The following is a 13,419-nucleotide window of genomic DNA, read 5'->3' on the forward strand; positions in this document are numbered from 1 at the left end:
TTACGTATCCCTACGGCATCCGGGGGACACCGGGTGAACGGGGGGGGCGGGCCGGTGCGGCCCACCCCCCTCTCCGCAGCGCCTACTTGACCGCGCCGGCCATCACGCCGGACACGAACTGCCGCTGGAAGGCGAAGAACACGGCCAGCGGGATCACCATCGAGATGAACGCGCCGGGTGCCAGCACGTCGATGTTGTTGCCGAACTGCCGCACCTGGGTCTGGAGGGCGACCGTGATCGGCTGGCTGTCGGCGTCGGTGAACACCAGTGCCACCAGCATGTCGTTCCACACCCACAGGAACTGGAAGATGCCGAGGCTCGCGATCGCCGGCCCGCCCAGCGGCATCACCACCCGGGTGAACAGACGCAGTTCACCGGCGCCGTCCAGGCGGGCCGCCTCCAGCAGCTCACGGGGGATCTCCGCGAAGAAGTTCCGCAGCAGGAACACCGCGAACGGCAGACCGAAGCCCACGTGGAAGAGGACCACGCCGAGGACGGAGCCGAACAGGCCGACCTTGCCGAACAGTTCGGCGATCGGGATCAGCGCCACCTGCACGGGCACCACCAGCAGGCCGACCACCGCCAGGAACCACCAGTCCCGGCCCGGGAACTCCATCCACGCGAACGCATATCCGGCGAGCGAGCCGATGACCACCACCAGGACCGTCGCCGGGACGGTGATCAGCACCGTGTTGAGCAGCGAGTCGGTGATGTCGCCGTTCTCCAGCAGCTTGCGGTAGCTGTCCACGGTGAGCTGCGAGGGCTCGGCGAACACCTTCCACCAGCCGCTCGCGCTCATGTCCTCGGGGGCGCGCAGCGAGGAGATCAGCAGACCGATGGTGGGCACCAGCCAGAACAGGCCGACCAGGACCAGACAGACCCGCACGGCGCCGCCGCCCAGCTTCTCCACGATCCGCGCGGCCGGCGAACGCCTCGCCCGCACGGTCCCGACGGGGGCCCCGGCCGTCTCGACGGGTGTCTTCATCGTCGTACCTCCCGCCGCAGCCGTCGCACGTTGAACCACATCACCGGGATCACCAGCAGCAGCAGGAACACCGCGATGGCGCTGGCGATGCCCGGCTGGTCCTCGGAGAAGCCCTTGCGGTACAGCTCCAGGGCGAGCACGTTCGCGTCGTCCTGGGAGGAGCCGGGGGCGATGATGAAGACCAGGTCGAACACCTTCAGGACGTTGATCATCAGGGTGACGGCGACCACCGCGAGGACCGGCGCGAGCAGCGGCACGGTGACCCTGCGGAACACCTGCCACTCGTTCGCCCCGTCCACCCGCGCCGCCTCCATCAGCTCCCGCGGCACGCTCGCCAGCCCGGCCGCGATCAGCACCATCGCGAAGCCCGCCCACATCCAGATGTACGACCCGATGACGGCCGGGGTGACCAGGGACGGGCCGAGCCAGTCCAGGCCGTTGTAGGCCTCCGCGAAGTTGCTCGCGGGCAGCCGCAGCCGTGCCCCGTCGGCCGCCGCGGGCAGGGTGAAGGTGCCGTCGCCGGCCGCGGTGGCCGACGCCACGACCTCGCCGTCCTTGACGGCCTCGATCCGCATCCCGGCGTAGCCCAGTTCGGACGGGTCGGGGGCGCCGAGCGTGCCGACGCCCTTGCCGCGGGTGAAGTCCTGCCAGGTCGTGCCGGTGACCTCGCCCGGTTCGGGCGCGGCCGGCACGGCCTTCCGCGCGCCGCCCGGCATCCGGTCCGGGGCCACGCCGACCAGCGGCAGGAGGACCGGAACGCCCGCCCGGACCGGCTCCCGGGTCAGGAACGCGCCGCCCTCGGCGGGCTCCAGCGGAGACTGCCGGCCCGGGTGGGCCTTGGGGAACGCCGACGACTGCGCGAACGTGTCGTGCACGCCGACCCACACCGCGTTCGCCACGCCCTTGTCCGGGTCCTGGTCGTACACCAGGCGGAAGATGATGCCGGCGGCGAGCATCGAGATCGCCATCGGCATGAAGACGACGAGCTTGAACGCCGTTCCCCAGCGGACGCGTTCGGTCAGCACCGCGAAGACCAGCCCGAGGGCGGTCGCCACGGTCGGCGCGAACACCACCCACAGGACGTTGTTCCTCAGCGCCGTGCGGATGCCGTCGTCGGTGAAGAGGGCCCGGTAGTTGTCGATGCCGGCGAACCCGTCGCCGGACTGGTCGGAGAAACTGCGCACGAGCGAGTACCCGATCGGGTAGACCACGAGCGCGCCCAGCAGCAGCAGGGCGGGCAGCAGGAAGAGGGCTGCCACCGTCCTGCGGGTGCCGGTCACGCTGCGACGCGAACGAGGAGGGGCGGGGGCTCCGGGAGCCCCCGCCGCACCGGCCGATGCCATGACCGGCTCAGTTCCCGTACGCCGCCGCCGCGTCCGACTCCAGTTTCGCCTGGATGCCGGCCACGTCCGTCGGGTTCTTCAGGAAGTCCTGGAGGTCCTTCCACTCGCCCTTGCCGGGCGTGCCGCCGAACGCCTGCGGGGCCTGGTCGGACATGTCGAACCGGAAGTCGTCCCCCGCCGCGACCAGCGCCTCGGCGATCTTGCGCTGCACGTCGTTCGGGTACGCCGCCGGGTCGACGTTCTTGTTCGGCGAGAGGTAGCCGCCCAGCTTCGCCTGGATCTCCGCCGCGTCCGGCGAGGCCAGGAAGGTCGCCAGCGCCTGCGCGCCCTTCGAGTCCTTCAGGACGACCGCCGCGTCGCCGCCGGAGACCACCGGGGCGGTGTCGCCGACCTTGGGGAACGGGAACACCTTCGCGTCCGTGCCGATCTTCGCGTCCGTCTGCGCGATGTTGACCTGCACGAAGTCGCCCTCGTAGACCATCGCGGCCTTGGGCTGGTCGCCGCCGGTGAAGGTCTGGGTGACGGAGTTCGGGAACTGCGTCTGGAGGGCGCCGTCGGCGCCGCCCGCCACGTAGTCCTTCTTGCCCCAGATCTGCGCGAGCGTGGTCAGCGCCTCCTTCACGGAAGGGTCCGTCCACTTGATCTCGTGCTTGGCCAGCTGGTCGTACTTCTCCGGGCCCGCCTGGGAGAGGTACACGTTCTCGAACCAGTCGGTCAGCGGCCAGCCGTCCGCGCCGGGGATCGAGAACGGGGTGACGCCGGAGTCGTAGACGGTCTGAGCGGTCGTCAGCAGCTCGTCCCAGGTCTTGGGCTCGCTCGCGCCCGCGTTCTCGAAGACCTGGGCGTTGTACCAGACCAGGGACTTGTTGGCGGCCTTGTAGTAGACGCCGTACTGCTCCGTGCCGACCTTGCCGATGTCCTGCCAGCCCTGCGAGTAGTTCTTCCTCAGCTCCTTCAGGGCCTCGGCGCCCAGCGGCTTGGCCCACTTCTTCTCGACGGCCTGCTTGATGGCGCCCGGCTGCGGCAGCATCGCCACGTCCGGGGGCTGGCCGCCCGCGATCTTCGACCCGAGGAAGTTGACGATCGGGTCCTGCGCCGGCACGAAGGTGACCTTCGCGCCGGTGCGCTTCTCGAACTCGGCCAGCACCTTCTTGAAGTTGGCCTGCTCCGGGCCCGTCCAGACGGCCGCGACCTCCAGCGTCGTGCCGTTCAGCTTCGGGAGGGTGAGGGTGCTGCCGGACGTCCCGGTGGCGGTGCCCTCGCCACCGTCGCCCTTGTCGTCGTCGCCGCCGCACGCGGTGAGCGAGAGCGCGAGTGCTCCCGCGAGGATGCCGGCGGCCGCCTTCACGGTCCTGCGTGTGCGGATGGTGCTGCTCGTGCTGCGCATCACTGCCCCGTTCTTCGTTCCTCGTCGAACGTTGAGCGCTGTCCCGTTGCACTGGTCTACGCCGGGCGCCGTGGGTCGGCAAGTACGCCTGCCGTGTCAAGCGGACGATCGTGACCGCCTCGTGACGCCCCTCCCAAACGTCGGACGGGCCCGATCGGGGCGGGAGCACCCCGGGAACGGCGGGAGCACCGCTCAGAGCAGCGAGGGCACCTCCGCCGCCGAGACCTCGCGGGCCGCCCGCTCCAGGGCGCTGGCCAGGAGGGCGAGGTCGGTGGGGCCGTTGCCCAGTTCGCGGACGGGTCTGCGGGCCGGCGGGTCGCCCATGCGCTGCCACTCCAGCGGGACGACCGTGGGGCGCAGGGTCGCGGTGCGGGGGATGCGGCCGGTGACCCGGCCGCCCTGGAAGGGGGTGAGCCGGCCGTCCGCGCTCCTGAGCCGGCCGCGGCCGGGGGCCGGTTCGTCGGGGCCCGAGCCCGGCGCGTCGAGGACGATCCGCAGGCCGGCCCGCCGGGCGGGCTCGGACTCCGCCGTACGGCCGCCCGGACCGGTGGCGGCCACCAGGTGCACGCCGAGCCGCTCGCCCTCGCGGGCCACCGCCTCCAGCGCGCGCATCACCGAACCGGCGGCGGGGCGGCCCGGGGAACCGAGCGCGGGCGAGACCAGGGCGTCCAGGTCGTCCACCACGACGACCAGGCGGGGCAGCGGCGGGGCCGCCTCCGCCCGGCGGCGGGCCGCCGCGCCGGGGCGCAGCCGCAGGGTCGAGCTGGGCGGGGAGTCGAGGTCCGCGGCGCCGGTCGCGCCGCCGGCCGGGCGGCGCTGCGGGACGATACGGCCGGCCACCGCCCGGTGCGTGTGCCACTCGGCGAAGTCGGACCGCCCGAGCAGCTCCGCGCGCCGCTTCAGCTCGGCGGCCAGCGACTGCGCGAACTCCCGCATGCGCACCGGGTCGTTGGCGGTGAGGTGCGTGGTGACGTGCGGTACGTCCGTGCAGACCCGCAGACCCTCGCCGTGGCCTGCGCCCGCCTTGCCGGCGGTGTCCCGGCCGTCCAGCAGGACGATGCCGAGCCGGTCGGGGCGCTCGGCCGCGGCCAGCGAGGCGACGACCGCCCGCAGCAGCTCCGTACGTCCGCTGCCGGGCGGCCCCTCTATCAGCAGGTGCGGGCCCTCGGCGGTCAGGTCCACCGGGACCGGGCCGCGCGGGCCCGCGCCCAGCACGGCCGAGGTCCGGCCGCCGAGCGCCTCGGCGTCGTCGGCCGCGTCGGCCCAGCGGGCCATCAGGGAGGCCGGGGTGGCGCGGGCCAGCCCCAGCTCGTCGAGGAGGCGGGCCGACGGAGGCAGCGGGGCGGACACGCGCGCGGGGCGGTCATCGCCGTCGGCGGCGGTCTCCGGGCGCAGGGGCGCGAGGGCCCGCGCGAACCGCTCCGCCCAGGCGGCGGAGACCGCGTCGACGGCGCCGACCGTGCCGTGGCCGACCGGGCCCGGCCGCTCGGACCGCGACCCGGCGGGGGCGACCCGCAGCAGCCGCAGCGCGGTCGCCACGTCGCCGCTGAGCAGCGCCACCGCCCCGCACGCGCGGAAGGCGGGCGCCGCCGCGCAGGCCGCCTCGTACACGTCGGTGACCGGCGCGGCGGGGGAGGCGGCGGCCGTCTCGGCCAGGCAGAGGACGTGGATGCCGGCCCGTGGGCCGGCCGTCGCCAGCCGGGCCGTCGCCTCGCGCAGCGCGGCACCGCCGGGGTCGCCGTCCACGACGAGGACCGTGTACGGGCCCGGGAAGCCGTCCCCGGCGCCGTCCGTCACCGCCCACGAGGGGCGCCGTGGCGTACCGCCCGGGGCGGGCACGGGCGCCGCGACGCCGTCCGTCGGACGGTCCCCCGGGCGGTCGTCCAGGCGGCGCAGCAGTTCGTCGACGCGGGCGGTGGCCTGGTCGGGGTCGTGGGCGAGGAGGAGACGGCAGTCCTGGCCGTGTCCGGGGCGCAGGTGCGGCAGCCAGCCGAGCCAGGACCACTCGGCGACCCGCTCCCGCTCGGGACGCGCGCGGTCCGTGCTGATCAGCACGATCTCCAGCAGGTCCGGGGAGTGCAGCGCGGCGAGCTGCGCCAGCACCGCGCGGGCCAGCCCGGCCAGCCTCGGGCGCGGTCCGGCCAGGCCCAGGGCGCCGACCTCGCGCAGACCCGCCGTCACCGGTACGGCCGGCAGCAGCGACCCGTCGGGCGCCACCCGGTCGGCCGTGCCCAGCCGGACGGCGAGCGTCTCGGAGTGCCCCGGTCCGCGCTCCCACAGGCGCGGGCCGGGGCCCAGCGCGGTCAGCAGCAGGGCGGCCGGGTCCGGCCAGGTGTCCGGGGCGGACGGCGGCCCGGCGGCCGGCCGCGGCTCCGTCACGGCCGGCCGGTCGTCGTACGCCGTCGGGTCGTCCGGCTGCTGCGGGCCGCCCCGGCCGCCGCCCAGCCGGCGGGCCCAGGCGGACAGGCCGCCGCGCCTGCGCAGCCCCTGCGGCACCTCGGTGCCGCGCAGGGGAGTGCCCTTGCGGGAGCTGCCCGCGCCCTCCTCGTGCGGGAAGGGCCGGTGGGGGCCGTCCGGCCCCGGGAGACCTGCTCCCGCGGGGTCGGTGCCCGAGGGGCCGACGAAGGCGCCGAGGCCCGAGCGGCCGCCGTGGGTGGCGTCGTGGCTTTCGACGGTCGGTGCGCCGCCCTGGCCCGGCACCAGGGAGATCGGCGCCTGCCCGCCGCGGGCGGGCGCGGAGCCGTGCCGGGCGACCGTGCCGTGCGCGTGGCCGGTGGGACCGGTGGGGGTGCCGGCCCCGCCGGTGGGGCCGGGGAGCCCGCGCGTGGGGCCGGCCTCGGGCCGCGGGCCGGCGCACGGCACCCGGACGTGGCCCTCCCCGTCGGGGGTGGTGGCCACCCGGGCGCCCGGACCGCCGGGCGGCGCCAGCCGCAGGGCCGACTCGCCGACGCGCAGCAGGGCGCCCGGCGCGAACCGGAGCGGACGGCTCTGCACGCGCGTGCCGTCCAGGGTGGTGCCGTTGGTGGAGCCGAGGTCGGCGACGGTGACCCGGCCGTCGGCGGAGAGCGTCACCGCGCAGTGCAGGCGGGAGACGTCGGGGTCGTCGAGCGGGACGTCGGCCTCGGAGGAGCGGCCGACGCGGACCCGGCCGCCGTGCAGCAGGTGGACCCCGCCCGCGTCCGGGCCCGCCACCACGTGCAGCCGGGCCGGGGCGTCGTCGACCTCCGGATGCGGCTCGGGGTCGGCCGGGACGCCGAGGCAGAGCACGGCGCCGTCGATCAGGGGCGGCTCGCCGAGGGTGCAGCGCTGGGCGTCGAGCCGCTGCGCGCCCGCGTAGAGCACGGGCTGCGCTCCCCCGGAAGGAGCAGTGCCCCCCTCCCCGGAGACCGCTGCGGCCAGGGCGGACGCCACCGCGGCCAGAGCCGTGCCGCCGGGTGCCGTGACCAGCACGTCGCAGCGCGCGGCGCGGCCCCGTGTCTCCCCGGACGGGCCCTGCGGGTCTACGACGGTCAGCCGGATCTGCATCGCCGTCAGCGATCCCTTCTGCCCGGGCGCGGACTTCCCCCACCCCGCACGAGCGCGTCGGCCAGTACTCCAGGCATCCTCGCACCTGTCACCGACAATGTGCCCGCCATCGAGGGACAAGTGATCTTGATTGGTCGGCTCTGCCCGCAAAAATGCCTGGCCGATGACTCGCGGATGACCGCTTGAGATCGGTCACGTCCGCCTCCGGCAACCGACGGACCGGGGTGAGCGTCTTTCCTTCGAACATGTGCGGAGAGGGGCGCGCGACCGTACGCGAGGGCGTACGGAAGGACCGCGGGACGGTGGGAGGACGACGGTCCTTCGCCGGGAGTGCGGCACTACAGTGGGTCGGAACAGTCGGAACAGAGGAAAACAAGCAGCAGGGAGCGCGTGACGTGCGGCCAGTCGGCAGCAAGTACCTGCTCGAGGAGCCGCTCGGACGCGGCGCCACGGGCACCGTCTGGCGAGCCCGCCAGCGCGAGACCGCGGGCGCCGAGGCGGCCGTGGCCGGCCAGCCCGGCGAGACCGTGGCCATCAAGGTCCTCAAGGAAGAGCTCGCGAGCGACCCCGACATCGTGATGCGTTTCCTGCGGGAGCGCTCCGTGCTGCTCCGGCTGACCCACCCCAACATCGTCCGGGTCCGCGACCTGGTCGTCGAGGGCGATCTGCTGGCCCTGGTCATGGACCTCGTCGAAGGCCCCGACCTGCACCGCTACCTGCGCGAGAACGGCCCCTTCACGCCCGTCGCCGCCGCCCTGCTCACGGCGCAGATCGCCGACGCCCTCGCCGCGAGCCACGCCGACGGCGTGGTCCACCGCGACCTGAAGCCGGCCAACGTCCTGCTCCTGCAGAACGGCGGGCAGATGCACCCGCTGCTCACCGACTTCGGCATCGCGCGCCTCGCCGACTCCCCGGGGCTCACCCGCACCAGCGAGTTCGTCGGCACGCCCGCGTACGTCGCGCCGGAGTCCGCCGAGGGCCGTCCGCAGACCTCCGCCGTCGACATCTACGGCGCCGGCATCCTGCTGTACGAACTGGTCACCGGCCGCCCGCCGTTCTCCGGCAGTTCGGCCCTGGAGGTCCTCCACCAGCATCTGAGCGCCGAACCGCGCCGCCCCTCCACGGTGCCCGAACCGCTGTGGACGGTGATAGAGCGCTGCCTGCGCAAGAACCCCGACGAACGTCCCGGCGCCGAGAACCTCGCGCGCGCACTGCGCGTCGTCGCCGAGGGCGTCGGCGTGCACGCCGACTCGATGCAGATCGCCGCCGCCGAGGGCGTGGGCCACCTCCTCGCGCCCGACCCGGCGCCCGCGCCCGTGCCCGGCGCGCCCGCCGGCGGGTACGACCCGAACGCCGCGACCAGCGTGCTGCCGCACACCACCGGACCCGGTGGTCCGGCGGGCGCCGCCGACCCGACCGCCGTCCTGCCGCACACCGGCGGTCCGGCGGGTGCCGCCGACCCGACGGCCGTCCTGCCGCCGGTGCCGCCGCACCAGAGCGGCGGACAGGGTCCGCAGGGACAGCGGCCGGAGGAGCCGCACCCCTGGCAGAACCAGCTGCGCGCCGCCCGCGACCGCAACGAACAGACCCAGGTCCAGTACCTCGACCCGAACGAGGACCCGCTGCGCCGCCGCCCCCAGCGGCAGGTCGCCCGCCCGCAGCAGCAGCCCCGCCCGCAACAGCCGCCCCAGCAGCCCCAGCAGGGCTACGGCCGGCCCCGGCAGCAGCAGCCGCAGCAGTACGCCCCGCAGCAGCAGCCCCAGCCGCGGCGGTACACCCCGCAGCCTCAGCAGCAGCCCCAGCCCCAGCGGCCCGCGCCGGAGCCCCGGCAGCCGCGTGAGCCGCGCGAGCCGAGGCAGCGAAGCGCCAACCCGATGAAGATCCCCGGGCTCGGCTGCCTCAAGGGCTGCCTGTTCACGATCGTCATCCTCGTCGTGGCCAGCTGGCTGATCTGGGAACTGACCCCGCTCCAGGACTGGATCGGCACCGGCAAGGGCTACTGGCAGCAGCTCGGCGACTGGTTCGACAGCGTGAGCACCTGGGTCGGCGACCTCGGCGCGAACTCCGAAGGCGGGGTCTGACCGCGGGGTCTGACCGCGGGGTCTGTCGGTGAGGTCCGACGACGGGGCCCGACGACGGGGTCCGGCGGACGGACCTGCCCGAGGGAACCCGCGGGGAACCCGAGGAGACCCGGGCGATCCGCGGGGGCCAGGGGGAGTCGACGACGGGTCCGGCGATTTGTCGACTCCTGGAGGGTGATTTCCGTCCCCGAGGTGAGGATCGCCCCGCGGGGCGCGTAGGTTGGGCGGCCGGAGGGCCGGGGGCCCGCGGCCCGGCCGCCGACGTCAGTGCTCCCGGACGGCGCAGCGTCGGCACCACGCGTCTGTAGGAGCAGCCTTGGCACGGAAGATCGGCAGCCGGTACACCGCCCACCAGATCCTGGGGCGGGGCAGTGCCGGCACGGTGTGGCTGGGCGAGGGACCGGACGGTCCCGTCGCAGTCAAGCTGCTGCGCGAGGACCTCGCCTCCGACGAGGAACTGGTGGGCCGCTTCGTGCAGGAGCGCACCGCCCTGCTCGGTCTGGAACACCCGCACGTGGTCTCCGTACGGGACCTGGTGGTCGACGGCAGCGACCTGGCGCTCGTCATGGACCTGGTGCGCGGCACGGATCTGCGGACCCGTCTCGACCGGGACCGCCGGCTCGCGCCCGAGGCCGCGGTGGCGATCGTCGCGGACGTCGCCGAGGGGCTCGCCGCCGCGCACGCGGCCGGGATCGTCCACCGGGACGTCAAACCGGAGAACATCCTCCTCGACATGCAGGGCCCGCTCGGTCCCGGCGGCTCGCACCGGGCCCTGCTCACCGACTTCGGCGTCGCGAAACTGATCGACACCCCCAGGCGGACCCGCGCCACGAAGATCATCGGCACGCCGGACTACCTCGCCCCCGAGATCGTCGAGGGTCTCCCGCCGCGGGCCTCGGTCGACATCTACGCGCTGGCCACCGTGCTGTACGAGCTGCTCGCGGGCTTCACGCCGTTCGGCGGCGGCCACCCGGGCGCGGTGCTGCGCCGGCACGTCACCGAGTCCGTCGCCCCGCTGCCGGGCATCCCCGACGAGCTGTGGCAGCTGATCGTGCAGTGCCTGGCCAAGGCGCCGGCCTCCCGGCTGCGGGCCTCCGAGCTGGCCGCCCGGCTGCGCGAGCAGCTGCCGTCGCTGGCGGGGATGCCGCCGCTGGACGTGGACGAGCCGGACGCCGAGGCGGCGCAGGACGAGCCGGGGACGAGCCGGGCCGACACCCCGCAGCCGCCGTCCGCCCCCGACGCCGGCGGGCGGGCCCGGCGGGGGTCGGTGTCCCTGGTGCCCGGCGCCGAGCCGGACTCCAACCGGGACACGCACACCTCGATGCGGGTGCCGGCACCGGACGAGCTGGCGGGCGGCGCGTACGGGACGGCACGTGTCCCCCGCGCGGCGGGGACGCCGCGTCCGGGGTCGGCGCGCAACCGCGCGGCCACCCGGCGGCGGAGGATCGTCGTGGGGGCCGCCGCGGTGGTGCTGGTCGCCGCGGCGGGCGTGGGGACGTGGGCGGTCACCTCCGGGGACGACGACGAGGGCGGGCCCGGATCCGGGGTGCCGGGGAACTCGGCGCCGGCGTCGCCGTGAGCGGGGGGGACCCGCCCCCGCCGCCCCTTTCCCCGCCTTCCCGACCCCGGGGACCGCCCCCTCCGGATTTTCGCCGTCGGCCCGGACGGCCCCGTCCGCACCCGCCGGACGGGCTGACACGCCTCGGTCGGCACCGACCCGCCCGCCGCCGGACGGACCGGGAGTGCGCGGCCGTCGGCGCTCGCCGCTTGGCGGAGCCGTTACGCTGGAGGGGTGGCAGTCGTCGATGTATCCGAAGAGCTCAAGTCCCTCTCCTCGACCATGGAGTCGATCGAGGCCGTTCTGGACCTCGACAAGCTGAGGGCAGACATCGCCGTGCTCGAGGAGCAGGCGGCAGCGCCGTCCCTGTGGGACAACCCGGACGAGGCGCAGAAGATCACCAGCAAGCTGTCCCACCTCCAGGCCGAGGTCAGGAAGGCCGACACCCTGCGCGGCCGGATCGACGACCTCTCCGTGCTGTTCGAGATGGCCGAGGAGGAGGACGACCCGGACACCCGTGCCGAGGCCGAGTCCGAGCTGGTCGCCGTCAAGAAGGCGCTGGACGAGATGGAGGTCCGGACGCTGCTCAGCGGGGAGTACGACTCCCGTGAGGCGCTGGTCAACATCCGCGCCGAGGCCGGTGGCGTCGACGCCGCCGACTTCGCCGAGAAGCTCCAGCGGATGTACCTGCGGTGGGCGGAGCAGAAGGGCTACAAGACCGAGGTCTACGAGACGTCGTACGCGGAGGAGGCCGGCATCAAGTCGACCACCTTCGCCGTGCAGGTCCCGTACGCCTACGGCACCCTCTCCGTCGAGCAGGGCACGCACCGGCTGGTGCGCATCTCGCCCTTCGACAACCAGGGGCGCCGCCAGACGTCCTTCGCGGGCGTCGAGATCCTCCCGGTGGTCGAGCAGACCGACCACATCGAGATCGACGAGTCCGAGCTGCGCGTGGACGTCTACCGCTCCTCCGGCCCCGGCGGCCAGGGCGTGAACACCACCGACTCCGCGGTGCGCCTCACCCACCTGCCCACCGGCATCGTCGTCTCCTGCCAGAACGAGCGGTCGCAGATCCAGAACAAGGCGACCGCGATGAACGTCCTCCAGGCGAAGCTGTTGGAGCGTCAGCGCCAGGAGGAGCGGGCCCGGATGGACGCCCTCAAGGACGGCGGCAGTTCCTGGGGCAACCAGATGCGTTCGTACGTCCTGCACCCGTACCAGATGGTCAAGGACCTGCGCACCGAGTTCGAGGTCGGCAACCCCGAGGCCGTCTTCAACGGTGAGATCGACGGGTTCCTGGAGGCCGGCATTCGCTGGCGCAAGCAGCAGGAGAAGTAACTTTGTCGACAAGGCAACTGCCCCCGTCCCGGGGGTGGTTGCCTTTTCGTTTGCCCGCGTTTCCCGGCATGCCTGGGTTTTACGTCACACTCACATCTTCGGTGTCCGGCAAAGTGCCCTGAGTGGGACATTGCGTGCGCAACGGCCTTGACGATGCTGTGGAAAATCGTAAGGGTGAACGGTGGCATGCGTATCTCTGGGGCGCATGTGAACCGGGGGGCCTCGCCAGTTCCGGCTCCCCCCGTCGATCACCGCCCCGACGCGGCCTCATCGACGATTTCGGCTACTGGGGGTAGCGACCTTATGACCAAGAAGACGCGCGTCCGCATCGCGCGCATAGCCGCGGGCGCAGTGATCGCCGCGGGTGCCTCGCTGACGGTGGCGGGCGTGGCTTCGGCCGCCGGCGACCAGGACGGCCTCAGCGGCCTGGTGGAGACGTCCGGCGACGTCACCGTGCAGACGGGCGACGACCCGATCTGTGACATCGTCGCCAACCCCGACTGTGAGGAGTCGAGCGGCGGTTCGTCCGACGGTGGTTCGACCGATGGCGGTTCGACCGATGGCGGTTCGACCGACGGTGGTTCGACCGACGGTGGTTCGACCGACGGTGGTTCGACCGATGGCGGTTCGACCGACGGTGGTTCGACCGATGGCGGTTCGACCGACGGTGGTTCGACCGATGGCGGTTCGACCGACGGCGGTTCGACCGACGGTGGTTCGACCGACGGTGGCTCGTCCGACGGTGGTTCGACCGACGGCGGTTCGAACGGCAACTCCAGCAACGGGACTTCCGGCAACGGCGGTTCGAACGGCAACTCCGGCGGCAACGGCAACTCCGGCGGCAATGGCGGCTCCACCGGCGGCGGTTCGTCCGACGGTGGTTCCACCTCCGGCGGCGGCTCGACCACCGGCGGCTCGACCTCCGGCGGCTCGACCACCGGTGGCGGCTCCACTTCCGGTGGCACCGGCACCACTCCGGACGGCACCGCCGCCCAGGAGGTCGGCAGCTCCGCGCTGACCGACACCTCGGACACCGCCTCCGACGCCACCGCCCAGGGCGGCGGCAAGGAGCTGGCCGAGACCGGTGCCGGGCAGACCACCTTCCTGATCATCGGTGCCGCCACGATGATCGTCGGCGGTGTCGGCTTCCGCGTGCTCCCGCGCCTCGTGGAGGGCCGCGGCGCGGCCGCTGCCTGACGCCA

8 protein-coding genes are annotated in these 13,419 nt (G+C 74.1%); 4 read left to right on the plus strand and 4 right to left on the minus strand.

All coding sequences use genetic code 11. From position 1 onward, the window contains the following. Positions 1-82: 82 nt before the first annotated feature. From ACZ5FU_RS14955 to ACZ5FU_RS14970, 4 genes are all read right to left on the minus strand, one after another. Positions 83-985, minus strand: coding sequence for a carbohydrate ABC transporter permease (locus ACZ5FU_RS14955; RefSeq protein WP_451781423.1), 903 nt, complete (start codon positions 983-985; stop codon positions 83-85). Further along, positions 982-2,328 (minus strand): carbohydrate ABC transporter permease, encoded by a 1,347-nt coding sequence (locus ACZ5FU_RS14960; protein WP_451781425.1) that lies wholly within the window; start codon positions 2,326-2,328, stop codon positions 982-984. Before ACZ5FU_RS14960 ends, ACZ5FU_RS14955 begins: the two co-directional genes overlap by 4 nt. 7 nt (positions 2,329-2,335) lie before the next feature. Further along, the gene (locus ACZ5FU_RS14965) at positions 2,336-3,715 is read right to left on the minus strand and encodes an ABC transporter substrate-binding protein (protein WP_451529910.1); all 1,380 of its coding nucleotides are present in this window, start codon (positions 3,713-3,715) and stop codon (positions 2,336-2,338) included. 192 nt (positions 3,716-3,907) lie between these two features. Then, positions 3,908-7,240, minus strand: a complete 3,333-nt coding sequence (locus ACZ5FU_RS14970; RefSeq protein ID WP_469045419.1) for an FHA domain-containing protein — start codon at positions 7,238-7,240, stop codon at positions 3,908-3,910. A gap of 395 nt (positions 7,241-7,635) precedes the next feature. Between ACZ5FU_RS14970 and ACZ5FU_RS14975 the strand changes: the two genes are divergently transcribed. From ACZ5FU_RS14975 to ACZ5FU_RS14990, 4 genes are all read left to right on the plus strand, one after another. Continuing rightward, positions 7,636-9,321, plus strand: a complete 1,686-nt coding sequence (locus tag ACZ5FU_RS14975; protein WP_469045420.1) for a serine/threonine-protein kinase — start codon at positions 7,636-7,638, stop codon at positions 9,319-9,321. Between the two features lie 316 nt (positions 9,322-9,637). Further along, a complete protein-coding gene (locus ACZ5FU_RS14980; protein ID WP_451529907.1) occupies positions 9,638-10,900 on the plus strand; it encodes a serine/threonine-protein kinase in 1,263 nt (420 codons plus the stop codon). A 213-nt stretch (positions 10,901-11,113) separates the two neighbouring features. Beyond that, entirely contained in the window at positions 11,114-12,217 is a 1,104-nt protein-coding gene (gene prfB, locus ACZ5FU_RS14985) for a peptide chain release factor 2 (protein ID WP_451529906.1), read from the plus strand. 303 nt (positions 12,218-12,520) lie between these two features. After that, the gene (locus ACZ5FU_RS14990) at positions 12,521-13,414 is read left to right on the plus strand and encodes a hypothetical protein (RefSeq protein WP_469045508.1); all 894 of its coding nucleotides are present in this window, start codon (positions 12,521-12,523) and stop codon (positions 13,412-13,414) included. The last annotated feature ends 5 nt before the right edge of the window (positions 13,415-13,419 follow it).

The organism is Streptomyces sp. NPDC031554 (assembly GCF_055580685.1).

Bases quoted from the DNA above. Each gene is read 5' to 3' on its own strand.
- ACZ5FU_RS14970 (WP_469045419.1), bottom strand. From the start codon at position 7,240: ATGCAGATCCGGCTGACCGTCGTAGACCCGCAGGGCCCGTCCGGGGAG.
- ACZ5FU_RS14990 (WP_469045508.1), top strand. From the start codon at position 12,521: ATGACCAAGAAGACGCGCGTCCGCATCGCGCGCATAGCCGCGGGCGCA.
- ACZ5FU_RS14955 (WP_451781423.1), bottom strand. From the start codon at position 985: ATGAAGACACCCGTCGAGACGGCCGGGGCCCCCGTCGGGACCGTGCGG.
- ACZ5FU_RS14960 (WP_451781425.1), bottom strand. From the start codon at position 2,328: ATGGCATCGGCCGGTGCGGCGGGGGCTCCCGGAGCCCCCGCCCCTCCT.
- ACZ5FU_RS14965 (WP_451529910.1), bottom strand. From the start codon at position 3,715: ATGCGCAGCACGAGCAGCACCATCCGCACACGCAGGACCGTGAAGGCG.